This is a genomic window from Pseudomonas sp. PvP025, assembly GCF_017832155.1.
Classification (GTDB): Bacteria; Pseudomonadota; Gammaproteobacteria; order Pseudomonadales; family Pseudomonadaceae; genus Aquipseudomonas.
This window is the reverse complement of the sequence record NZ_JAFIBJ010000001.1, coordinates 5,100,509-5,122,432: the sequence shown is the minus strand read 5'-3', so window position 1 is coordinate 5,122,432 and position 21,924 is coordinate 5,100,509. Positions and strand designations below refer to the sequence as shown.

Below are 21,924 nucleotides of genomic sequence, written 5' to 3'. Positions count from 1 at the left end.
TTAGGTCGACTCGACCGGATAATGCGGGATGGACGTGACGGTTGTTCTGCATGCAGAAAAAAGGCCAGTGCTGGGAAGTGAGAGGGCGGCGGGGTGCGACGGGGCACGTCTGGGAATTGGAAAAGTGAATATTACGCTCATCCGAGAAGCAGTCGCTCATGGATACCGTTGGCGCGCGTGTAAAACCGAAAGGATCCGGATGTGGTCCGTCACTTTGTATACGACCAGATAATTGGGATGTACCACCATCTCACGCGTGCCGTTGATTCTTCCGGGACGGTAGAGATGTGGCCTACGAGAAAGAGCCAGTATAGAAGCCTCGATTGATCGCATAAGCTCCAGCGCTGCTACAGGATTGCGATCACTCAGATAATCAATAATTTGACGAAACTCCACCCGCGCCGCGGGTAGCCACTCAATCAGCATCGCCTTTCTTGAGTTTAGACTCGATGAGCGATTTCATTTCAGCCATTACCTCGTCGTGAGGAATACCGGGGCTTTTGTCATCAAGCGCAGCTTGTACCCTGGCGCGAAACCAGCGGTTGTAGCCATCGGACTGCTCTTCGGTGTCTGCGTGGGTACCAGAGGAAAAGGAAGTGTCCATTGAAGGCTCCGTTGTCGATGAGGAAGGAGTCTAGCCGCTGGCCCTTTTACTGTCGTGCTCCAAGCGATGAAGTGAGTAACAGGAAAAATCCAGGCTTGTGCGACGGTTTTTTTTGGCCGCCCCACTAGCGTGCGAACAGTCTGTTAGAGGCATCAGGGTGGCGGGACGCGACGAGGCACAGATTGATCAAGAGAGGCTATTTCCGACTACATTAAAAACCTGCTATCCAAACCGCTGCGTTTGGCTTATGCTTTTCGCTGTATATAAATACAGTAGTCGCAAAAGACATCTATCGTGAAGGCATGTGAGGTGGTGAATGGCCGTCGAAGTGGTATACCGCAGCAGCCGAGATCTGGAGCGTTTGTTCATGGATAAAGCCGAAGCTGACCGTCATGACAAAATGCTTGAACTCGCTGAGTTGCTGGCAGAAGTGTTGCAAAAAGCCGTGCCGTCCCTCAGCGAGCAGCAGGTGGAGGAAGCCGGGATCTACATGGCGAAAAATCGCGATGTGTTTGCCAAGGCGTTCAAGAGCCAGCCGGACGCGTTGTCCGAGTTGCTCAACGCAGCGGCGGAATAAGCCCGAATTGAACAGGCCCTGAATCCTTGATTCAGGGCCTTTTTAATGCCCGGTCAGCGGTAGAGCAGGCGCTCGGCCAGTTCGTCGGCCACGCGTGCGGGTGAGCGTTTTTCGGCCTGGGCGTGGGCGAAAATTTCGGTCAGGCGCGTGCCGATGTTGGAAAGGTGCGCGGTGATGGTCGGCAATTGCGCGCCGCTGTGCTTGAGGGCGACGTAGATCAGTCCGCCGGAGTTGATCACGTAGTCCGGGGCGTAGAGGATGCCGCGCCCTTCCAGTTGGTCGGCGATCTGCAGGTTGGTCAGTTGTGCACTGGCAGAACCGGCCACGGCGGCGCAGCGCAGTTGGGCAACGCTCTGGCGGTTGAGCACGGCACCGACGCCGCAGGGCGCGAGGATATCGCAGGGCGTGCTGAGCAAGGCATCGTTGGCGATAGGGTGCGCGCCGAGCTGTTCCATGGCCAGTTGCACCTTGCCGTGGTCGATGTCGCTGACCAGCAGTTCGGCACCGGCGGCGTGCAGTTGTTCGGCCAGCGCGTAACCCACGTTGCCCAGGCCCTGGATCGCCACGCGCAAGCCTTCGAGGTTGTCGCTGCCCAGGCGGGCCATGGCCGTGGTGCGAATGCCGGCGAACACGCCCATGGCCGCATGGGGCGAAGGATCGCCGGCAGCGCTGGTGCTGGTAACGAAACGGGTGTGCTGGGCGATGCAGTCCATATCGGCCACCGAGGTCCCGCTGTCGGTGGCGGTGATGTAGCGACCGCCCAACTGCTCGATGCAGCGGCCAAAGGCTTCAAACAGTGCCGCGCGGTCTTCCACATGGGCAGGCCGCAGGATCACCGCCGTTGCGCCGCCCACCGGCAGCCCGGCCAGGGCCGCCTTGTAGCTCATGCCCTGGGCCAGGCGCGCAGCATCCGCCACGGCGCTTTCGTCATCGGGGTAGGCAAGGTAGCGACAACCGCCCAGCGCAGGACCGAGGCGGCTGTTATGAATAGCGATGATCGCCTTCAGCCCGGTCACCGGGTCGATGCTCAGGTGCAGCGATTCAAGGCGGGTGTCATGCATGAGAGCAAACATCGTCAAGCTCCCGGATCACGTCTGGTCGTGGGCCAAGTATAGGCTCGCGGTAAAAATCCGCTGAAGCGTGCTGGAATAAGCAGGCGGAATTGGTAGGCGTTCCGATATAAGCAGGTAGGATATTTCTCAAGACACTGGACGTACATTCGCAGCAAGGCTAAAACGGGGCATCTGCCGGAGATTGCAATGACTCCCCGCCAAGCCTTTTTCGCCTGCCTGCAACGCTCGCCGCCTGCGCTGTTTGAAGCCGCGCTGTGGATTGCCGCCGAGCACGACCCGGCCGTGCAGCCGGCGGCGATCCTGCGTGACGTTGCCTTGCTGCAGCAACAGGTCAGCCTGGCCATGCCGATATTGCCGATGGATGAACTCGGCCAGCCGCTGCTGCGACGCATGAATGACCTGGGCTTTGCTCAGGACGACTTCACCCCGCTGCGCCCCGCCGCGGCCTTGATGGACAAGGTGCTGCAACGCAAGCGCGGGCAACCGCTGGCCATGGGCCTGATCGCACTGGAACTGGCGCGGCGCCTGGAAATCCCCCTGCAGGGCGTGAACTTCCCAGGTCACTTTCTGCTGCGTGTGCCCGGTGCCGATCATCTGCTCGACCCCTGCGGCGGTCGACGCCTCTACCCCAACGACTGCCGCGAACTGCTGCAACGTCAATACGGCCCCAACCTCACGCTGAAATCCGAGCACCTGCACACCGCCGAGCCGCGTTCGATCCTGCAACGGCTGTCACGTAACCTGCGGCAGTTGCACCTGTCCAACGATGATTACCTGGCCGCGCTGGTCGACGCCGAGCGCGTGCTGGAACTGGGCAACGCCAGCGCCGCCGACTACCTGGCGCGGGCCAGTCTGTACCAGCGCCTGGACTGTCCCAGCGCCGAGCGGTTTGACCTGGAACATGCGCTGCTGCTCAGCGAAGACCCGATCCAGCGCCTGCGCCTGGCCGAACGGCTGGGTCATCTGCCCCCCAACTCGGTCGTGCACTGAACACGTGCACTCCTAATGGCGATAGGGCCTGTTGTGGCGAACCGGCTTGTCGTGGCGAACCGGCTTGTTGTGGCGAGCGGGCTTGCCCCGCGTTGGGGGGCGAAGCCGCCCCAAAACCAGGCGCTGAGCCGTATCAGGCACACCGCGTGTTTCTTGATTGGGGGCGCTTCGCACCCCAACGCGGGGCAAGCCCGCTCGCCACAACAAGCCCGCTCACCACAACGAGTTCGCTCGTCGCGGAACCTCTCGCCTCCTGAACTAAGGCGCGTCAGCTTGACTGCCGGGATGTGCCCGGATAAACGCCGGATGCTGCGCCGCCAACGCCGCTACCCGCTGAATTCGTGGATACGCCGCCAACGACACCTTGAAGCGCTGCGCGGCATACACCTGCGGAATCAAAAACACATCCGCCAGCCCCGGCTGCTCGCCCAGGCAATACCCCTCATCGTCAATCAACTGCTCGACTGCGGCCAAGCCCTGGCTAATCCAGTGACCGATCCATTCCAGCAACTGCGCCTCATCGTGTCCCCACTGGCGCAGCAGGTTCTGGGTACTGGAGTTGTGCAACGGGTGAATATCACAGCCAATAATCGACGCCACCGCACGTTCGTGGGCACGGGTCGCCAGATCCCTGGACAGCAGCGGCACCAGTGGATAACGCTCCTCCAGGTACTCAATGATCGCCGGTGACTGAATCAACAGTTCGCCGTCATCCGTGCGCAACGCCGGAACGCGCCCTTGCGGGTTGATCGCAAGGTACTCGGGCTGATGATTCGCGCCGCCCGGCGGCACCAGCAGGTTGACCGGCACCGCGCTGAACGCCAGGCCTTTCAGCGCCAACGCAATACGCACCCGGTACGACGAGGTGGAACGGTAGTAGGTATAGAGTTGCATCGCCCTGCCCTCTCAGCGCGCCGCGATGACAGTACCCCGGCAGTCACCGAATCCGATGGACGCAAACCCGTCACGGCGGCAGCGTGCGCGCAGGATGATTTCATCGCCGTCCTCAAGGAATTTGCGCACCTCGCCGTTGGGCAATTCGACCACCCGTTTACCGCCTTCGGTCATCTCCAGCAAGCTGCCGAACTGTCCTGCTTCGGGCCCGGACAGGGTGCCCGAACCGAACAGGTCACCGGCCTGCAACTGGCAACCGTTGACGCTGTGATGCGCCACCAACTGCGCGACGGTCCAGTACATGTGCAGGCTGTTGCTCAGGGCCAGACGGTGCGCCGGCAGATTCTGCTCGCGCATGGCCTGCGTGAGCAGCAGCACCTCGAGTTCGATATCCAGGGCGCCGGCAGCTTGATCGCGGGTGTCCAGCAGGTAGGACAGCGGTTGCGGATCACCTTCGGGTCGTGCCGGCTGCGCCTTGCGAAACGGTTCCAGCGCTTCCACCGTCACCACCCAGGGCGACAGGGTGGTGATAAAGCTCTTCGACAAGAACGGCCCCAGCGGCTGGTATTCCCAGGCCTGGATATCGCGCGCCGACCAATCGTTGAGCAAACAGAAACCGGCGATATGCTCGGCCGCATCGCCGATGGCAATCGCGTCGCCCATGGCATTGCCCTGGCCAATCCAGATGCCCAGCTCCAGCTCGTAATCGAGTCGCGCACAGGGGCCGAAAACCGGTTCGGTGTGGCCGGCCGGCAAGGTCTGGCCCTTGGGGCGACGCACCTCGGTGCCCGACGGGCGAATGGTTGACGCACGGCCGTGATAGCCGATAGGCACGTACTTGTAATTGGGCAGCAGCGGGCTGTCGGGGCGGAACAGTTTGCCGACGTTCTGTGCATGCTCGATGCCGACATAGAAGTCGGTGTAGTCGTTGATTCTGGCCGGCACGTGCATCTGGCAGTCGGCGGCGCGATGCAGCACCTGGGCCTCACGCGCCTGCAGTGAGCCGCCTTCGGCCAGCAGCTCCAGCAGGCGTTCACGCAGCGCCACGCGCGGGCCACGGCCGAGTTCGAAGAAGGCGTTCAACTGGCCGCCAGCGGTGGCCTCGACGGCGCGGCGCGCCTGACCCTCGAACGCATCCAGGGCGGCGTGCAGGTCGAGAATGCAGTCACCAATCGCCACGCCACTGCGCGGGGCAGAACCGTTGACGCTGAACACGCCCAAGGGCAGGTTCTGCAACGGGAAATCAGGATGACCGTTGGCGGAGGCGACCCAACTGCGGGTGAGGGTTGGCTGCGTCATGGTTATCTCCGATTCGGGTTGAAGGTGGCGGGCAGCGAGGCCCAGCAGGCGTCATAGGAAGGTTGCAATTGCGCGCACTCAAGGGCGAACCGAGTGGGCCGCAGCACCTGGCTGGTCTCGAACATGAACGCCATGGTGTTATCGATCTTGTGCGGCGCAAGGTCAGCGTTGATCGCTTTGGTGCAGGTCTCGCCGTCCGGGCCGTGGGCGCTCATGCAACTGTGCAGCGACGCGCCGCCGGGCAGGAAGCCTTCGGCCTTGGCGTCGTACGCACCCTGGATCAGGCCCATGTATTCGTTCATCAGGTTGCGGTGGAACCACGGCGGGCGGAACGTCTTTTCGGCCACCATCCAGCGCGGCGGGAAGATCACGAAGTCGAGGTTGGCCAGGCCGTGGGTGCTGGTGGGCGAGGTCAGGACGGTAAAGATCGACGGGTCAGGATGATCGAAACTCACGGTGCCCAGGGTATTGAAACGGCGCAGGTCATATTTGTACGGCACGTTGTTGCCGTGCCAGGCCACCACGTTCAGCGGCGAATGGTCGAGCTCGCAGGCCCAGAGTTCGCCGAGGAACTTCTGCACCAGCGTTGTAGGTTTTTTCAGGTCTTCGTAGTGCGCCACCGGGCTGAGAAAGTCGCGCGGGTTGGCCAGACCGTTGCTGCCGATCGGGCCGAGGTCCGGCAGGCGCAGTGGCGCGCCGTGGTTTTCGGCAACGTAGCCGCGGGCCTGTGCATCAAGCAGTTCGATGCGGAATTTGAGGCCGCGCGGCAGCACGACAATTTCCAGCGGCTCCACGTCCAGCACGCCGAGTTCGGTGGCGATGCGCAGGCGGCCCTGCTCGGGAACGATCAGCAGTTCGCCGTCGGCGTTGAAGAACACACGCTCCATCGAACGGTTGGCACGGTAGGTATGAATGCTGATGCCTGACGGTTTTTCCGACGCCGCGTTGGCAACCATCCCCACCAGCCCGTCGATAAAGTCCGTCGGCTCATCCGGAATATCCAGGGGGTTCCAACGCAGCCGGTTAGGCGTCACCGCGCCCAGCGGCCCGCCGGCCAACTGCCGTTCCAGCTTGACGAACGCCGGGTGATTGGCCGACGGCTGAATGCGGTACAGCCAGGTGCGCCGGGCTTCACTGCGCGCCACGGTAAAGGCGGTGCCGGAGAACAGTTCGGTGTACAGCCCGTAGGGCGCTTTTTGCGGGGAGTTCTGGCCGACGGGCAAGGCCCCGGGCAAGGCTTCGCTGGCAAATTGATTGCCGAAGCCCGACAGGTAGTCCAGGTGCATGGATCGTCCTCTGCAAGGAAGTTGTTTTTATCGTAATCCAGTTACGCACAACGTAATTTGATCACCGTCGAGCGTCAAGCTATAAAGACGCCCACTCATCTCTCGGATTCTCGCCCTTCCATGGAAAAGCCCCGCGACACCGGTAAACAGAAAGTCCGCTCGGCCGAAGTGGGCACCGATATCCTCAAGGCCCTCGCCGAGCTGTCACCGGCCACTTCGCTGTCGCGCCTGGCCGAGCATGTGCAGATGCCGGCCAGCAAGGTGCACCGCTATCTCCAGGCATTGATCGCCTCGGGGTTTGCCGAACAGAACGCCGCCACCAACCATTACGGCCTGGGCCGCGAAGCCCTGCGCGTGGGCCTCGCCGCGCTGGGCAGCATGGATGTGCTCAAGGTAGGCGCCCTGCCCCTGGCCGAACTGCGCGATGACTTGAATGAAACCTGCTTCCTGGCGGTGTGGGGCAACCAGGGCGCGACCGTGGTGCAGATCGAACCGGCGGTGCGCGCGGTTACGGTGGTGACGCAGTTGGGCTCGGTGCTGCCACTGCTCGGCTCGTCCACCGGACTGGTGTTCAGCGCCTACCTGCCCGCGCGGGAAACCGTGGACTTGCGTGCGCGCGAAATCCAGGCCGGCATCGCCCACGTACTGGCGGACGATCAGGCTTACGCCAGCACCTGCGCGCAGATCCGCAGCCGCGGCCTGCATTTTGTACATGGTTTGCTGATGCCCGGCGTGGATGCGCTGTCGGCGCCGGTGTTCAACGCGGTCGGGCAGGTGGCGGCGGTGATGACCGTGGTCGGCCCCACTTCGGTGTTCCACGCCGATGAACACGGCCCGGCGGCGCAGCGCCTGCTGGCGGCGACCCGGGCCGTGAGTTGGCGGATGGGCTACCAGCCGTGAATCAGTCGTGCCACTGGCTCAGCGCGACGGCCAGGCGATTTTCCAGGGCGCGAATTGGCGCCGCATCGCTGACGTAGTTATTGCTGATCATCGAGAACACCAGACGCCGCCCGCCGGCGTCGGTGATGTAGCCACTCAGTGACGACACCCCGGCCATCGAGCCGGTCTTGGCGTGCAGGTTGTTTGCGGCGGCGGTGCCCCGCAGGCGATAACGCAGGCTGCCGCCGGTGAGGCGATCGGCATTGCCGGCAATCGGCAACGCGTTATACCAGGCGTCGAACCAGGGCTGTTTTGCCGTCGCCAGCAGCACGTCCGTGAGGTTCTGCGAAGACACCAGATTACGCCGCGACAACCCCGAACCATCGACCTGACTCAAGGTTGCCGGGTCCATGCCCTGGCGTCTCATGAACGCCGCCACTGCCGCCACGCCGGCCTGCGCGGTGCCGGCATCGGCGGTCTTGCGCCCCATGGCCTTGAGCAGCGCTTCAGACATATTGTTGTTCGAGAGTTTGAGCAGCGGCGTGATCAGTTCCTGCAGCGGTGCCGAGTGGTGCTCGGCCAACAGCAACGCGGTGGTCGGGCTGGCGCCACCGATCGCCCGCCGGCCCATCACCTGAATGCCCTGCTGCGCCAGCGCCTGTTCAAACAGATTGGCCACCAGTTGCGTCGGCTCCCACACACTGACCCACTGCCGGCTCTGCTTGCCCGGCGCCAGCGCGCCGCTCAGTTGCAGCAGGTTGGTGCCGTGCTGGCGGGTAATGCCGTAGCTGTTGCCCGGCCCGCTGACGGCGCGATTGCTCAGTTGCACGTAATCGGTGGCGGGGCTGATCTCCACGCTCACCGGCTGCCCGAGCGTCACGGGTGCCTTGGCGGTGACCAGCAAGGTGCCCGCATCAAAATCAGCATTTGGCGACACGGTCAGCGCCGAAATCTGCGCGCCGTAGTAGGTGGATTCGTCGTCCTGGGCCCAGTCGACGCCCAGGCGCTCGGCGTCAAACCAAGTGTCGTCGACCACCAGATCACCCTGCACCTGGCGCACACCGAGGCTCGCCAATTGCGCGGCCAAGGCCTGGTAATCAGCGAATTGCAGGGTGGGATCGCCCAGGCCACGCAGGTACAGGTTGCCCGTCAGGCGATCACCCTGCTGCGCGCCGTTGCTCAACAATTGCGTGGCAAAGCGGTACTGCGGCCCCAACACATCCATCGCCGCCGCCGTGGTGAGCAGCTTGAGATTGGACGCGGGAATCAGCCGTGTACGCGGGTTGTGCTGGTACAGCGTGCTGCCGCTGCGGGCGTCGCGCACCATCAGCGACACGGTGGCGCCATTGAGCGCAGGATCCGCCAGCAGGGGGTCCAGCGAGGCCATGGACGTCTGCGAGACGCTCGCGCAGCCGCCCAGTAAAAGGCTCAGGCCCGCCAGCAGCGTGAGAGGATGTAACCATCGTCCAAAATGCATCGCCAGGGTGTATCCGCAAAAAAAGTTGCGGCAACGCTACCAGCTCGCCTCCCTTGTGGCGAGCGGGCTTGTCCTGCGTTGGGGTGCGAAGCGGCCCCAATCGAGCAAAACGCGGTGTACCTGATATGGCTCAGCGTCTGGCTTTGGGGCTGCTGCGCAGCCCAACGCAGGACAAGCCTGCTCGCCACAGGGGAGCTGCGCTTAACTGAACGGCTCGCTCGCCACAACAGCCCCCCATCAGCCCTTTTCGCAGCAAACCCGCCCAGCGCTAGAACTCCAGCGTACTGGACACCGACACCTGCCGCGCATCGCCCATCGACACAAACAGACGGCTCGCCGCCGAGGTGTAGTAGGTGCGATCAAACAGGTTCTTCACGTTGAACTGGAACTTGACCTTCTGCCCCTCGATCCGCGTGTCGTAGGTGGCAAACGCGTCGGCCACGGTGTAGCCCGGCAGGTTGAAGCTGTTGTTCGCGTCGCCTTCGCGCTGGCCCACATAGCGTGCGCCGGCGCCCACGCGCAGGTCATCGCCGCCCACCAGGCTGCCGACGTCGTACACCGCCGACAGTGAGCCGGTGTGCTTGGCCACGTTCTGCAGGCGCTTGCCTTCCAGGGCCGGGTCTTTGGTGACTTCGGCGTCGGTGTAGGCATAGCTGCCGATCAGGCTCCAGTTGTCGCTGAGCTGGCCGGTGGCATCCAGCTCCAGGCCGCGCGAGCGTACTTCGCCGGCGACGCTGTAGACCGTGTCCAGCCCGGTGCCCACCGACACCAGCACATTGCGCTTGTTGATATCGAACAACGCGGCGCTGGCGGTGATGCGCCCCGGTATATCCAGCTTGGCGCCCAGCTCCCAGGCTTTGGACTCTTCCGGCGTGAGGCTGCCGCTCAGGGTGCTGCCATCGGCCAGCGCCGCGATGGTGGAGTTGGGTTTGAACGACTCGGTGTAGCTGCCGTAGAACGACAGTTCATCGGTGTAGCGATACACCAGGCCGGCACGCGGCACCCACTTCTGACCGTTGCCGTCGGTGTTGGCCTTGAACGGCACGCCTTTGCCGGCGTACTGGTCGTACATCTGGTAACGCGCGCCGCCCACCAGAATCCACTGGTCGGTCAGGTGGATCGCGTCCTGGAAGAACAGCGAGTCGCTGCGCAGCAGGTCGGTCTGGGCGCTGTCCGGGGCACTGACGGTAGAGCCCGCCACTTCGTTGCCGTACACCGGGTTCAGGTAGCTGAAGACACCGCGCGGTTTCTGCCGAATCAAATCGGCGCGGTAGACCTTGCGGTACTCGTCATCCAGGCCGAACACCAGGTCATGTTGCAGCCCGCCGGCCTGCACCTTGCCTTCCAGGCTTGCCGTGGTGAAACGGTCGGTGGTGATCGCGCCCTGGGTGCCGTCCATGCTGCGGGTCAGGGTGCCGTTGGCGTTCACTGCACTGACACGCACCTGGCTGGCGTCGTAGGTCTCGCGGTTCCAGCTGTAGCCGAAGTGAGCCTTCCAGTCGTCGTTAAGATCATGGTCGACTTCCAGACGGTACAGGTCGGAGCGACCTTCCATGTTGTTGAACGGCTCGTCCAGGCGACGGGTTGCAGGGATGTTCAACGGGTGGTTGGTCTTGGGGTCGATGGCGGTGCCACGGTCGAACGGCGAGAGAAATTCGCGATGCTCGTAGGCAAACACCACCTTGGTGGTCTCGCCATACCAGGCCAGGGACGGTGCCACCAGTGTCTCGCGGTGGGTGCCGAAATTGCGCCAGTAATCCTCGTCTTCGTGGTCGACGATCAGCCGATACGCCAGCCCGCTGTCACCGATGGGGCCTGTGGTGTCGAGGCTGCCGCCGCTGCCGTTCTTGCCGTCGCCGAAGGTCGAGCCGCGCGCGGTGAGGGACGTGGACTGCACCTGTTCAGGCTTTTTGCTGACGATATTGACCACGCCGCCCGGGTCCTGAATGCCGTACAACAGCGACGACGGACCTTTGAGCACTTCGACGCGATCGGCCGTGGCATTCAGCGCACGGCCCTGCACCACGGGCATGCCGTCCTGCATGATCGAGCCGTTGCGGTTGTCGCCGAAGCCACGCAGCATCACCGCGTCCTGGGTGCTGCCGAGGGTATTGGCCTGGGTGATGCCGCTGATATTGGCCAGGGCGTCGTCAAGGTTGCGCGGGGTCTGGTCGCGCAACACCTGGGCGGGCACCACGTTGACGGTCTGCGGGGTTTCCAGCAGCAAGCCCTGGGAGCGCATCACCGAGCTGGTGGGCGGCGGCTGATAGCTGGTGCTGTCCTGGGCAAGGCCGGCACCGCTGATGGTGGTGGCGCCGAGGTTGACTGCCCCGCTGGTGGGTACAGGTTCGAGGGCCAGGGTACGGGCGTCGATCTGGCGGAAGGTAAAGCCGGAGTTGCCCAACAGTCGTTGCAGGGCGTCGGTGGCGCTCATCTGCCCATTGATCGACGGCGCGTTGAGGCCGTAGGGCGCCTCGTCGGTGTAGATCACACTGATCCCGGTCACCCGGCTGAAATCGCTCAGCGCCTGGGGCAGCGGCTTGGCTGCCAGGGCAAAATTGAACCGGGCACTGTGCTGCTCCTGCGCCTGCGCGACGCACAGGGGCAGCAACGCCAGCCCCGAGACCGCCAATACCGAGGCTCCCAGCCACTGTTTAACCCAACCGCCCGCCATCGATTTCATGCTCAAAGGAACCCGTGTAGAAAAGCCGTTAATGCGAATAGCTCGCAGTTTCAAGCACTACACGGATGGGCCGGCGGTTTACCTCACATTTTGTTTGCAAATATTTTCGATTATTGCGCCTGAATGCGAAAACCCCAGCGCGGGAAGTGCACATGCACGGTGCCTGCGCGTTCGTCGGTGCGGCGCAGGATCAGCGCTTCGCGCCCGGCAAACAGCAGCTCGCCCGCAACAGGATCAACGCCGTAGTCGATTGCGCTGACAGTGACTGCCTGCCCGGGGTGGAAGCCATTCAAGTCCTCGAACACCTCGTCCGGCAACGCGGCCGGCGTGGCATTACGGGAAATCTCCAGCGCCTGTTCGGCACTCATTTCACTGGCGCTGCCGTGACCGAACGCCAGCACCCGCGCCAACCACGCGGTCACCGCCGGATACGCATCCACCAGCGGCGCAGTCACCGGCGTGGCCGTGAGAAACCACAAACAATGAGCCAGGGCAAAGTCGGCAATCGAGGGTTCGCCGAACAGAAAATGTCCGGCCTTAAGCTGCTGCTCCAGGCGCGCCATGATCGCCGGCCACTGATGCTTGGCCAGCTCCACCGGCAACCTGCTCGCCGTGCCGCCGCTGAACAGTGCGGCGCGGTCGGCAAGAAAGCCCTTGACCGCGTCCGGGGACAATTTGCCGAAGCGCACCGCCACCGATTCCGGCTGGAATACCAGGCTCACGGCGTGGGCGAATACCACGCTGTCGGCCCAGGTGGCGAAGGTCTGGGTGATCATTTCCTGGCCCGGCGGGAACAGCGCAGGACTGGCTTTTTCCTGCTCCAGACGGCGCGCGATCAGCGCGGTATCGCAATAGATATCCGCGCCCACCTGCAACACCGGGGTCTTGCGATAACCGCCGGTCAAGGCGGTCAGGTCCGGCTTGGGCATCACCGGCGAAATATGCACGGAATGCCACGACAAGCCTTTGAAGCCCAGCAGCAGCCGAGCTTTTTCTGCGAAAGGTGACGTTGAGTAGTGATGCAGGATGAGCTCAGACATGTGGCGTTCCACTTGGCGAATGAACCCGCAGCTTAACGCGCCAAGTGCTCAGGTGGCGTGATGAGACGCTATCAGTCAGATCAATGCACCACTACGGGCCAGGCACTCCTTGGCGCTTTTTTTCAATTTCTTGATCAACCGTTCCTGACGCAACGCCTCGCCCTTCGTCGCGCATTGCTCGGTGTACACCAGCGCCACAGCCGGGCTGGACAGGAAGAACCGCGCGCCCTTGCCGCTCTGGTGCATGGAAAAACGGCGTTGCGGATCGTTGCTGATGCCGCAATAGAGGGAGCCATTGGCGGCACGCACCAGATAAACGTACCAGGGCTTGGCTTCAGTCGGAGGGGTCACGGGGCGATTCGGCACAATGGGAAAGCGCCAAGCTTATCAACGCCCGGCCTGGAATGCCTGCAAGCCTTTGCGCGCCTGGGCCCGCACGGCGTTTTTCAGCGCCGGCGACCAGCCCAGCAGCCAGCCCTTGAGGCCCAGCGCCTGGCGCGACCAACGCCACAGGTCAAAGTGGTCATGGTGCTCGCAGATCTTGCCATCGCGAAACACGAACCGCGCGCCGATATCGTTGACCACCGTGTTGCCGGTCGCACTGAACAGGTAAGTCGCCACCCAATGCGCGCTGCCGGTGCTGTCATCGCTGCGCACATGGTCGAAGGTCAGGGAAAAACTCTTGGCGCGCGTGGTGAGCATGCGCCACATATCATCGGCATCACGCCCGCGCAGTTCGCCGAACGCCGGGTCGCTGAACACCACGTCTTCGGTGTAGCAGGCGGCCATGGCTTCGGCATCCAGCCGTTGGAAGGCCTCGTAAAAACGGGTGATCAACGCGGTGTGGGCATCACTCATGTGCAGCTCCGTGAATCGTTTTTGTAGGAGCGCACAATAGTCTGCACGGCAATGGAAAGCCACGGGCATTCACTAAGGCACCATCCCTGCATCCCGCGCGTAAGCAAACAAGTCCACATCGGTAGAGATACACAAGCGGTGCATGGCAGTGCTTTTCTGTTTACTGATGGTGGAAATACTGCGATTGACCCGCGCCGCGATCTGGCTGACGGTCATGCCGCTGGCGAGCATCCTGACCACTTCCTGTTCCTTGCCCGACAGCTGCGGTGCCTGCGTGGGCTGGGCCAGGCCCGCCAGGTCGAGCTGCGCACGCAGGGACTCACTGATAAAGTTGCGCCCTTGCACTACGGTTTGCAGGGCCTGGGGCAATTCACGCGCCGACGCACTTTTGGCCACCACCGCCCGCGCACCGTGGGACAGCGCTGTGCGCAAGGTCGCAACGTTGGCGAACATGGTCACCACGATCACCGGCACCTTGGGAAACTGGCGGTGCAACAAGCCCAGCAGGCCGTAGCCATCCGCTTGCTGGTCGCCCGGCATGGCGAAGTCCGTCACGATCACATCACAGGGGGTCTTGGCCACCAGCGCCAGCAGTTCGTCCGGGCCATTGGCCTCGCCCACGACTTTACATTTACCACTCGCCTCTATCACGACTTTTTGCCCGACTCGGACGATAGGGTGATCGTCAGCAATAATTATGCGAAGCATCGGTTTTTCCCATGACGGCAATTAGTTAGTAGCAAAATATCCCGACTGGCTGTAGGCAACAACCGTCAATAACTGCGTGAAATTGGCCCCACCCAATGATTTAAGTGCCATCAGTTGTTACCCACAGAAATAAAAGAAATTACATACAGAAAAGTATTACGACTCAGAAGGATGTATTCCTACAGCAACTAAGGATTAGAGACTTCCCAAGTACTGTAGGTAATGTTCCACATCCCAAAAAAAATCCTGCAGAGCCACTGCATTGTCCGAAACACCCGATTGATTGACCCGTTCAATCAAATGCACGGCCCGTGGTTCAAGGCCGGTGTTGCCCAGAAACGCGACGCTGCCCATCAAACGGTGCAGCCGTTGACTGGTCAACGTCCCATCCAGACAGGCCAGGGCGTGCTTCAGAATGAAGAGATCATCGCGGGCTTCCTGGATCAGGCTGACTAACAGCGGCTGGGTCATTTCCCAGGAACCGAACATGGCGACCAGACTGGCGCGCGTGGGTCGCCTGCCGTGCACAGACAAAGAGAAAGGCTCGACTGCGCCCACCCGTACCTGGGGCGCGGCCAACCAATAGCGCAACACCTCACGGAGTTTGGCCAGGCCGATCGGCTTGACCAGCCAGCCATCCATGCCACAGGCCAGGCAGCGCTGGATATCCCCGGGCCCCAGGCTCGCGGTAAAGGCCAGCACGCAACAGGCTGGGCTGCGCGCCGCACGCTCGCGACGGCGCAGTTCACGCGTCATTGCGTAGCCGTCCATCACCGGCATGCAACAGTCGGTGATGACCACGTCATAGTGCAGCGCCTCCAACGCCTTCAACGCCTGACGACCATCACTGCAACAGAGATGCGAGACGCCAAGCTTTTCCAACAGAGAACCGAGCAACAGGCGGTAGGTGCCGTGATCGTCCACCACCAACACGCGAGCGCCACTTTCACGCCACTCGCAGGCAGCGTCGGGGTCTGCCTGGCATGAACTTCCTTCTGGAAACGTGCCCGACATAAAGCCCTCTTCACGAGAGCGAACTGCCCAGCCGGCATGACGGTGGTCACACGCGAACCTTTCGCCCAAAGACGATGCCCTGAACCTCAACGATGAGATTCAAATAAATGCGCTTCGAGCTTTGAACATATCCGGACGAATGCACATCAGCGATACAACAAGTACGAAAACTCCAGTAGGCGCTTCCCATCTGATAAAGCGATCCGACATTGCCGACCGTGGCTGTACGACATTCGCTCAGTCTCGCATTAGTTGCATTTCCCCACGGAGCCCCTCTGGCTAAATTCCCCGGCGCCTCATCAAGGGGGACAACGCTGACCTACCCCACTTAAAAAACAGACACCGGAGCCGCACCCCATGAAAAAGCCTTTAGCCGCCTGCTCGGCCATTCTTCTCACTGGATGCCTGAGCAACGCCTTCGCCGCCAGCAGCGTCGACCTGAGCGTCAGTGGCGTGATCACACCGAGCGCGTGCACGCCCGGGCTGTCCAGCAACGGCAACATTGACCTGGGCAAGATTTCGGCCGGAGACCTCAAGCAGGACACCAACACCGTGCTGCCCAGACGCACGCTGCGGATGAGCATCGATTGCGACGCCAGCACCTTGTTCGCCCTGCAAGGCACCGACAATCGCGCCTCGTCCTCAACGGCCTCGACGGGCTACGGCCTGGGCCTGATCGACAACACGCAAAAAATCGGGCGTTACTACTTGCTGATGGCCAATTCCGTCGCGGACACCGCGGTCGTCGCGGCCATGGAATCATTCGACGGCGGCGTGACGTGGATGGAACTTGACGATGCCATATGGCAACGCAACAACCTCGCAGCCTTCGGGGCCGGTTTGAACGGTCCGTGGGTGCCGATTCCGATCAAGGCGCTGACGACTGACCTGGTGGTCGCGCCGATGATTGCCCCGGCCAAAGACCTCAACCTGGCCAATGAAGTGCAAATCGACGGCTCTGCCACGCTGACCATCCAGTACCTCTGACGTGCAACACGCTTGAAGAGGGCAACGTCGCGCTCCACTGCAGGGTCGCCACACCACAACCGGCGGCGATGCCCTCAACAACAGGCCTCAATTCCATTGCCACCGTGTCATTCGTATTAGTTGTATTTCCGTTCCGCCGGCCCGGCGCTAAATTTACTCCCACGCGCCCTTCAGCGCTTTAACGACGGCCCTGGGCAACTGCACCACCAGGGTGGTTTGGCTTTCCCCCAGGATTTTTCTTAGAACCCAAGGACGTGTACCTATGGACAGAACCACCCTCGCCTTCCTGCTTGCGGCCTGTGCGCCAGGCGCCTTCGCCGCCAGCACTACCGACTTGAGCGTCTCCGGGGCGATTGTGCCCAGTTCCTGCACGCCCACCCTCACCAATGGTGGCTTGATCGACCACGGCAAGATGACCGCCAAGGACCTCAAGCAGACCCAGCCCACGCTGCTGGCCCCGGCTGAGTTGCGCCTGGAAGTGCACTGCGAGGGTGAAACGTTTTTTACCCTGACCACCATCGATAACCGCGCGGGCACCTCGGCCATCAACCGGCAAGACCACGGCCTGGGCCTGACCCCCAAAGACGAGAAGCTCGGCAGCGTGACGTTCACCCTGTTCGATCCGGTGGCCGATGAAAACGCGGTCAACGTGATCGTCTCGCGCAATGGCGGCAGCAGTTGGTCAGCGTCCAATTACCTGGGCCACGATGGGCTGACGTCGTTCGCGGCCATCGGCACCAACACCCCTATCGCCATCAAGGAACTGAACGCTCGGCTGCGGGCGTTCTCGATCATCGTGCCGGCCAATGCGCTCACGCTAATCGACGAAGTACCCGTCGATGGCCAGGCCACGTTGCAGCTCAAGTACCTGTAAATCCGTTTACCCCCTTCCCCCTGTAGGAGTACCACCATGAAGCCCCTCAATACCCTTTTCGCCGCCTTGTTGCTGACCACTGCCGGCAGTGCAGTGGCGGCCTCCAGCGTTGACCTGACTGTACGCGGGCTGATCACCCCGAGTGCATGCGAGCCAAGCCTGCCGAATGGTGGCAATGTGGATATTGGCAAGATTTCCGCGAAAGATCTGAAGGCCGACAGTTATACCGCTCTGCCCTTCCAGTCGCTGCAACTGACCGTGAGGTGCGATGCGGCAACCCTGATGGCCCTGGAGCCGAAGGACAATCGCGCAGGCTCGGAGTACGAAAACGACACGGGGTTATTCGGTCTGGGCATGACCAACGACAGCGAGAAACTCGGCGGGATGGAGCTGACGCTCTTGAATGCAACCGCCGATGGCGTCGCTTCCCGAGTTATCACATCGTTCAACAACGGCACCAGTTGGACACCGATGCACATGTTTCAAAAGGGCGCCCTTCTTTCGGTCACCGCAAGCGACGTGAACACGCCCACGCCGGTTAGCCAGATGACCGCTGACATGATTATCCGCCCGGTGATAGCCCCCGCCAATGGCCTGACCCTGAACAACGAAGTGGCCATCGACGGCTCTGTCACCCTGACCGTCAAGTACCTCTAACGCCCGGTCCGCCATGCCTGCACGGCGTGGCGCGATTGCCACGGATGTCTCCTTAAATCACGGTTTCAAACCTGACCATGAACATGCTCTCGCGCCGTCTGCTGACGCTGTGCCTCTGCCTTCCCGCCACACCTGCGCTGTGTGCGTCGTCCACCGAGATGACATTAACCGGCGTCATCACGCCCAGCGCCTGCGCACCGTCCCTGTCCTCCGACGGCGTTGTCGATCACGGACGGGTGCCGGCGCGCTCACTCAACCACTACGAATTCACCGCGCTGCCCACGCGCAACCTTGACCTGCACGTGAGCTGCAATCAGCCAGTGCTGTTTGTGCTGGTGGGTGTGGATAACCGCGCCGCGTCGTCTGTAGGGCCGGGATTTTATTACGGCCTGGGCCACAACATTCATGCGCCAAGTGAGCGCCTGGGATCGGTCTCGTTGGCGATTCGCGAAGCGTACGGCGACAGCCTGCGCGTGCTGGTCCTGGCGTCAAGCAACCAGGGCGAGACCTGGTTTCCGGAAGACAATGCGTATCCAGACAATTACATGGGCTTCGCCACGCCCGGCACGCTGATCCCTGAACCCCATCGCAGGATCGACGCCACCTTGCAGATCGACACGTCGATCAACGCCGCCGCCTTTCTGACTCTCGACCAGGACGTGCCGCTGGACGGCTCCATCGTGCTCGACCTGAGGTACCTCTAGCCATGTTTCCCGCCCCGCGTTTTGCCCTGCTCTCACGGCTGTTCAACCTTGTTCGCTACACCGGCCTGTACCTGGCCGCCGTGGCCCTGACCTTGTGGGGGCCGACCCTGGTGCTGGCCGACGGCATGGTGCCGGATACCTCGGTGGTGATCGTCAATGAAGCCGATGGCGAAGCCTCGGTGTCGGTCACCAACACCGACTCAAAGCTGGCGCTGCTGCATGTGACCCTCGAAGACATTCCGGAAGACACCGCAACGCTGCTGTTTGTCACACCACCGCTGACGCGGGTTGAGCCGTCCAAAAGCCAGCTGATCCGTTTCATCCTGCAATCACCGACGCCACTGACCACGCAACGCTTGAAACGCGTGATCTTCGAAGGCATGCCCCAGGGCCGTGCCGCCGCCGAGGCCGGCCATGCCCGCGTGGGCGTAACGGTGCGCCAGAACCTGCCGGTGATCCTGCATCCCAAGGGCTTGGCCCCCAACCGCACGCCCTGGACCGGCCTGACCTGGAGCCTGCAAAACAACCAGTTGAGCGTGCATAACCCGACGCCCTACGTGGTGCGCCTGGCCCAGGAGCTGAGGCTGTTACCGGGCAACGGTTCGGCACTGTTGCCACGCACCTATGTGTTGCCGGGCGAAACCCTGACGGTCACCGCCAGCCAGACCCGGGCCAGCACCGTGCAATTGCAGCCGGCCACCGTCTACGGGTTTGCCGTGGGGCCTTACGAAGCACCGATCACCCTTTGATCACAGCGCCGCAGGACGGGTTGCGGCGCCCTGACGACGAAGTGGCCTCCCATTGAAGGCCACCAGGAGTGTGCCCGAGTCAGGGAGTGGCGCGGCGCATCTCTCTAATACGAGTACACCTTGTGAGCACAGTTAAGACTGATCGTGACGGCAAAGCCATGCCCGGCGTTTCACCGCGTACACTGCGCCGACTGCTGGCAGGTCTGGCGCTGAGCCTGGGCACCACGCTGCCGAACGGCGATAGCCTGGCCGACGAAAGCGCCGGTTCGTTCGACCCACAAACCCTGTCCCAGCGCGGCATCGACCCGCAGCTTGCCAACCTGCTGCTACAGGCGCCCCGATTCGCGTCCGGGCGTCATGCCCTCAACCTCAACGTCAATGGCCAGCGGCGCGGGCGCGTGGAGGTGGTGTTTGATGACCGCGGCGCGCTGTGCTTTAACCAGGCGCTGTTGGACGCGGGCAATTTGCGCGCGCCGGACGCCAACGCCGAGTGCCACGGTTTTCTCGACGCCTACCCGCAAACCGTCATCGAGCAAGACCCGGCCAGCCTCAGCCTGTCGCTGGTGGTGCCCACGGACGCATTGCGTCCGGCGGAGCAGGACGTGTCCGGCTACCAGACCGGCGGGTTTGCCGGGCTGCTCAACTACGACCTCACCGGTCTGTATAACGAGTATGGCGAAGACAACAGCCGCTTCGGCTCGGCCAACACCGAGGTGGGCTTCAATGCCGGTGACTGGATCGTGCGCAGCCGCCAGGTGCGCACTTGGCAGGACAAGGTCTCGCGCACCACGCACCTGGACGCCTACGCCCAACGCACCTTCGCCGAACAACAGGCGGTGTTCCAGGCCGGACAGCTCACCCTGTACAACCCGGTGCTGGCCGGCGCGCAGATTACCGGCGCCCAGGTGCTGAACGAAACCGCACTGCAGGACCAGAACCAGGGCGCAACGATCACCGGCATCGCCAACAGTCCGGCCCAGGTGGAGGTGCGCCAGAACGGCACGCTGATTCATTCCACCGTGGTGCCCGCCGGGCCGTTTTCGCTGACTGACGTGCGACGCCTGAACGGGCGCTCCGATGTGGAAGTCACGATCAGGGAAACCACGGGGCAAGAGCGACGCTTCACGGTGCCGGCCGCCATGCTCGGCCTGGGACTGCCGGCACCGGGCTATTCGGTGGCCGCCGGTCGGGTGCGCAAGGTCGGCCGAGGTGAAGGCGCCGAGCCGTGGGTGCTAAGCGGCGGCTGGAGCGGCGCGCTGCACCCGCAGGTCAGCATTGGCGCCGGCGTGCTGGCCGCTGAAGACTACCGCGCCAGCGGCCTGAACCTGGGGTGGTTGCCCTGGCAGGACGGCCAGTTTCAGGTCTCGGCCCAGTTCGCCCAGGCCAGCCGCCAAGGCAACGAACGCGGCGTGCAAAGCGATTTTTCGTGGTCCCAACGCGTGTCCGAAAGCTGGTCGATCACCACGGCCGGCTCCTGGCGCAGCCTGGGCTACCGCGACCTGGAAGACTCCACCTACACCACCACGACCCGCGAACAACAACGTACGCGCTACCGCGACCAGCAAAGCGCCACAGCGTCCTGGTCGCACCCGATGCTCGGCGCGTTCAGCGCCGGGGTCTCGCGCTCCTCCAACTTCACCGGCGACAACAGCAGCCGGGCATTGGCGTCGTGGGGTAGCCGTGTTGGTCGGGTGTCGGTGTCGGCCAGTGCCGAGTGGCAAGTCGGCGGGCGCCAGCAGAGCGATGACAGCGTGTACCTGAACATCAGCGTGCCCCTGGGCGAAAACCGCAGGGGTCGCGCCTGGACCCGTAATGCCGGCGGCGAACAGCGTACAGGCGCCGGACTCAGCGAACAGCTCAACGACCAACTGAGCTACCGCGTGGGCGTGGAGCGCGACAGCCGCGACCGTGAGGTGGAATCGTCCCTCGGCGTCTCGGCGCTGCCCTATTACAGCCAACTGGACTTCAACTACACCCGCAACAATGCCGAGCGTTCCAGCTATCAGGGCGGCGCGCGCGGTGGCGTGGTGCTGCACGGCGACGGCCTGACCTTCTCGCCCTACCCCGTGCGCGAGACCTTTGCAGTGATGTCGGTGGGCGACATGGCCGGTATCCAGGTCAGCACCCCCAGCGGCCCGGTGTGGACCGACTGGCAAGGCCAGGCCGTGGTGCCGCAACTGAGTCCGTATGGGCGCAGCCCGGTGGAAGTGCAAACCCGTTCGCTGCCGCGCAATGCCGATATCAGCAACGGCCTGGCGGTGCTGTCCGCCGGGCGTGGTGCGGTGGATAAAGTCGAGTTCGGCGTCGCCCTGACGCGCCGCGCGCTGCTCAACGTCAGCACTGCCGATGGCCGACCGCTCGCACGGGGCGCAGCCGTGAGTACGGACGACGGCGAGTTCGTGACCCTGGTGCAGGAAGGCAGCCAGGTGTTCCTGCCCGACGTGCTCAACCGCCGTGCGCTGTGGATCAGCGAGCCGGGCCAGGCCCGCTGCCGCCTCGAATTCGAGCTGCCCGAACGCGGCAATCCCGACGCGTATTACGAAACCGCACCGGCGCGGTGCCAACCATGAG

At 62.9% G+C, this 21,924-nt stretch carries 22 protein-coding genes; 9 read left to right on the top strand and 13 right to left on the bottom strand.

The window, feature by feature from the left end; all coding sequences use genetic code 11:
* Positions 1-156: 156 nt before the first annotated feature.
* Positions 157-426: a type II toxin-antitoxin system RelE/ParE family toxin gene (locus JOE32_RS22305; RefSeq protein WP_209988992.1), complete on the bottom strand. Its 270-nt coding sequence runs from the start codon at positions 424-426 to the stop codon at positions 157-159.
* Positions 416-604, bottom strand: a complete 189-nt coding sequence (locus JOE32_RS22300) for an antitoxin (RefSeq protein ID WP_209988990.1) — start codon at positions 602-604, stop codon at positions 416-418. The genes JOE32_RS22305 and JOE32_RS22300 overlap by 11 nt, the downstream gene beginning before the upstream one ends.
* A 316-nt stretch (positions 605-920) precedes the next feature.
* Between JOE32_RS22300 and JOE32_RS22295 the strand changes: the two genes are divergently transcribed.
* Positions 921-1,181 carry a YebG family protein gene (locus JOE32_RS22295; protein WP_003171979.1) on the top strand — a complete coding sequence of 87 codons (261 nt, stop codon included), beginning with the start codon at positions 921-923 and terminating at the stop codon, positions 1,179-1,181.
* A 53-nt stretch (positions 1,182-1,234) separates the two neighbouring features.
* On the opposite strand, the gene JOE32_RS22290 is transcribed toward JOE32_RS22295, so the two are convergent.
* Complete coding sequence (locus JOE32_RS22290; RefSeq protein ID WP_057006761.1) at positions 1,235-2,254, bottom strand: Glu/Leu/Phe/Val dehydrogenase dimerization domain-containing protein; 1,020 nt, start codon at positions 2,252-2,254, stop codon at positions 1,235-1,237.
* 186 nt (positions 2,255-2,440) lie between these two features.
* On the opposite strand from JOE32_RS22290, the gene JOE32_RS22285 reads away from it, so the two are divergent.
* Positions 2,441-3,244: a tetratricopeptide repeat protein gene (locus JOE32_RS22285; RefSeq protein WP_209988988.1), complete on the top strand. Its 804-nt coding sequence runs from the start codon at positions 2,441-2,443 to the stop codon at positions 3,242-3,244.
* A gap of 258 nt (positions 3,245-3,502) precedes the next feature.
* Here the strand turns inward: JOE32_RS22285 and maiA are convergent, their stop codons facing one another.
* The 3 genes from maiA to hmgA are packed head-to-tail and all read right to left on the bottom strand — an operon-like array spanning position 3,503 to position 6,723.
* Positions 3,503-4,138, bottom strand: a complete 636-nt coding sequence (gene maiA, locus JOE32_RS22280) for a maleylacetoacetate isomerase (protein WP_209988985.1) — start codon at positions 4,136-4,138, stop codon at positions 3,503-3,505.
* A gap of 12 nt (positions 4,139-4,150) precedes the next feature.
* Complete coding sequence (gene fahA, locus JOE32_RS22275) at positions 4,151-5,437, bottom strand: fumarylacetoacetase (RefSeq protein ID WP_209988982.1); 1,287 nt, start codon at positions 5,435-5,437, stop codon at positions 4,151-4,153.
* A gap of 2 nt (positions 5,438-5,439) precedes the next feature.
* Positions 5,440-6,723, bottom strand: coding sequence for a homogentisate 1,2-dioxygenase (hmgA, locus tag JOE32_RS22270; protein WP_209988980.1), 1,284 nt, complete (start codon positions 6,721-6,723; stop codon positions 5,440-5,442).
* A 120-nt stretch (positions 6,724-6,843) separates the two neighbouring features.
* On the opposite strand from hmgA, the gene JOE32_RS22265 reads away from it, so the two are divergent.
* Positions 6,844-7,623, top strand: a complete 780-nt coding sequence (locus JOE32_RS22265; RefSeq protein ID WP_209988976.1) for an IclR family transcriptional regulator — start codon at positions 6,844-6,846, stop codon at positions 7,621-7,623.
* Between the two features lies 1 nt (position 7,624).
* Here the strand turns inward: JOE32_RS22265 and dacB are convergent, their stop codons facing one another.
* The 7 genes from dacB to JOE32_RS22230 all read right to left on the bottom strand — a co-directional run bounded on the left by dacB (position 7,625) and on the right by JOE32_RS22230 (position 15,382).
* Positions 7,625-9,079, bottom strand: coding sequence for a D-alanyl-D-alanine carboxypeptidase/D-alanyl-D-alanine-endopeptidase (gene dacB / locus JOE32_RS22260; protein WP_209988973.1), 1,455 nt, complete (start codon positions 9,077-9,079; stop codon positions 7,625-7,627).
* 268 nt (positions 9,080-9,347) lie between these two features.
* Complete coding sequence (locus tag JOE32_RS22255; protein ID WP_209988971.1) at positions 9,348-11,762, bottom strand: TonB-dependent receptor; 2,415 nt, start codon at positions 11,760-11,762, stop codon at positions 9,348-9,350.
* Positions 11,763-11,872: 110 nt separating this feature from the next.
* The gene (locus JOE32_RS22250; protein ID WP_209988968.1) at positions 11,873-12,802 is read right to left on the bottom strand and encodes a glutathione S-transferase family protein; all 930 of its coding nucleotides are present in this window, start codon (positions 12,800-12,802) and stop codon (positions 11,873-11,875) included.
* 75 nt (positions 12,803-12,877) lie between these two features.
* Positions 12,878-13,153 carry a GIY-YIG nuclease family protein gene (locus JOE32_RS22245; RefSeq protein ID WP_209988965.1) on the bottom strand — a complete coding sequence of 92 codons (276 nt, stop codon included), beginning with the start codon at positions 13,151-13,153 and terminating at the stop codon, positions 12,878-12,880.
* 36 nt (positions 13,154-13,189) lie between these two features.
* Positions 13,190-13,660, bottom strand: coding sequence for a nuclear transport factor 2 family protein (locus JOE32_RS22240; RefSeq protein WP_209988963.1), 471 nt, complete (start codon positions 13,658-13,660; stop codon positions 13,190-13,192).
* Between the two features lie 72 nt (positions 13,661-13,732).
* Complete coding sequence (locus JOE32_RS22235) at positions 13,733-14,368, bottom strand: response regulator transcription factor (protein WP_209988959.1); 636 nt, start codon at positions 14,366-14,368, stop codon at positions 13,733-13,735.
* A gap of 195 nt (positions 14,369-14,563) precedes the next feature.
* A complete protein-coding gene (locus JOE32_RS22230; RefSeq protein WP_209988955.1) occupies positions 14,564-15,382 on the bottom strand; it encodes a response regulator in 819 nt (272 codons plus the stop codon).
* Between the two features lie 357 nt (positions 15,383-15,739).
* Between JOE32_RS22230 and JOE32_RS22225 the strand changes: the two genes are divergently transcribed.
* The 6 genes from JOE32_RS22225 (at position 15,740) to JOE32_RS22200 (ending at position 21,923) form a co-directional block, all read left to right on the top strand.
* Positions 15,740-16,369, top strand: a complete 630-nt coding sequence (locus JOE32_RS22225) for a DUF1120 domain-containing protein (protein ID WP_209988952.1) — start codon at positions 15,740-15,742, stop codon at positions 16,367-16,369.
* A 262-nt stretch (positions 16,370-16,631) separates the two neighbouring features.
* Positions 16,632-17,243 (top strand): DUF1120 domain-containing protein, encoded by a 612-nt coding sequence (locus JOE32_RS22220; RefSeq protein ID WP_209988949.1) that lies wholly within the window; start codon positions 16,632-16,634, stop codon positions 17,241-17,243.
* Between the two features lie 36 nt (positions 17,244-17,279).
* Positions 17,280-17,900 carry a DUF1120 domain-containing protein gene (locus JOE32_RS22215; RefSeq protein WP_209988946.1) on the top strand — a complete coding sequence of 207 codons (621 nt, stop codon included), beginning with the start codon at positions 17,280-17,282 and terminating at the stop codon, positions 17,898-17,900.
* 77 nt (positions 17,901-17,977) lie between these two features.
* Positions 17,978-18,604, top strand: a complete 627-nt coding sequence (locus JOE32_RS22210; protein ID WP_209988943.1) for a DUF1120 domain-containing protein — start codon at positions 17,978-17,980, stop codon at positions 18,602-18,604.
* 2 nt (positions 18,605-18,606) lie between these two features.
* Positions 18,607-19,353 carry a fimbria/pilus chaperone family protein gene (locus tag JOE32_RS22205; RefSeq protein WP_231423015.1) on the top strand — a complete coding sequence of 249 codons (747 nt, stop codon included), beginning with the start codon at positions 18,607-18,609 and terminating at the stop codon, positions 19,351-19,353.
* Between the two features lie 122 nt (positions 19,354-19,475).
* Positions 19,476-21,923 (top strand): fimbria/pilus outer membrane usher protein, encoded by a 2,448-nt coding sequence (locus JOE32_RS22200; protein ID WP_209988940.1) that lies wholly within the window; start codon positions 19,476-19,478, stop codon positions 21,921-21,923.
* Position 21,924 lies beyond the last annotated feature (1 nt).

Bases quoted from the DNA above. Each gene is read 5' to 3' on its own strand.
- JOE32_RS22305 (WP_209988992.1), bottom strand. From the start codon at position 426: ATGCTGATTGAGTGGCTACCCGCGGCGCGGGTGGAGTTTCGTCAAATT.
- JOE32_RS22300 (WP_209988990.1), bottom strand. From the start codon at position 604: ATGGACACTTCCTTTTCCTCTGGTACCCACGCAGACACCGAAGAGCAG.
- JOE32_RS22295 (WP_003171979.1), top strand. From the start codon at position 921: ATGGCCGTCGAAGTGGTATACCGCAGCAGCCGAGATCTGGAGCGTTTG.
- JOE32_RS22290 (WP_057006761.1), bottom strand. From the start codon at position 2,254: ATGTTTGCTCTCATGCATGACACCCGCCTTGAATCGCTGCACCTGAGC.
- JOE32_RS22285 (WP_209988988.1), top strand. From the start codon at position 2,441: ATGACTCCCCGCCAAGCCTTTTTCGCCTGCCTGCAACGCTCGCCGCCT.
- maiA (WP_209988985.1), bottom strand. From the start codon at position 4,138: ATGCAACTCTATACCTACTACCGTTCCACCTCGTCGTACCGGGTGCGT.
- fahA (WP_209988982.1), bottom strand. From the start codon at position 5,437: ATGACGCAGCCAACCCTCACCCGCAGTTGGGTCGCCTCCGCCAACGGT.
- hmgA (WP_209988980.1), bottom strand. From the start codon at position 6,723: ATGCACCTGGACTACCTGTCGGGCTTCGGCAATCAATTTGCCAGCGAA.
- JOE32_RS22265 (WP_209988976.1), top strand. From the start codon at position 6,844: ATGGAAAAGCCCCGCGACACCGGTAAACAGAAAGTCCGCTCGGCCGAA.
- dacB (WP_209988973.1), bottom strand. From the start codon at position 9,079: ATGCATTTTGGACGATGGTTACATCCTCTCACGCTGCTGGCGGGCCTG.
- JOE32_RS22255 (WP_209988971.1), bottom strand. From the start codon at position 11,762: ATGAAATCGATGGCGGGCGGTTGGGTTAAACAGTGGCTGGGAGCCTCG.
- JOE32_RS22250 (WP_209988968.1), bottom strand. From the start codon at position 12,802: ATGTCTGAGCTCATCCTGCATCACTACTCAACGTCACCTTTCGCAGAA.
- JOE32_RS22240 (WP_209988963.1), bottom strand. From the start codon at position 13,660: ATGAGTGATGCCCACACCGCGTTGATCACCCGTTTTTACGAGGCCTTC.
- JOE32_RS22235 (WP_209988959.1), bottom strand. From the start codon at position 14,368: ATGCTTCGCATAATTATTGCTGACGATCACCCTATCGTCCGAGTCGGG.
- JOE32_RS22230 (WP_209988955.1), bottom strand. From the start codon at position 15,382: ATGTCGGGCACGTTTCCAGAAGGAAGTTCATGCCAGGCAGACCCCGAC.
- JOE32_RS22225 (WP_209988952.1), top strand. From the start codon at position 15,740: ATGAAAAAGCCTTTAGCCGCCTGCTCGGCCATTCTTCTCACTGGATGC.
- JOE32_RS22220 (WP_209988949.1), top strand. From the start codon at position 16,632: ATGGACAGAACCACCCTCGCCTTCCTGCTTGCGGCCTGTGCGCCAGGC.
- JOE32_RS22215 (WP_209988946.1), top strand. From the start codon at position 17,280: ATGAAGCCCCTCAATACCCTTTTCGCCGCCTTGTTGCTGACCACTGCC.
- JOE32_RS22210 (WP_209988943.1), top strand. From the start codon at position 17,978: ATGAACATGCTCTCGCGCCGTCTGCTGACGCTGTGCCTCTGCCTTCCC.
- JOE32_RS22205 (WP_231423015.1), top strand. From the start codon at position 18,607: ATGTTTCCCGCCCCGCGTTTTGCCCTGCTCTCACGGCTGTTCAACCTT.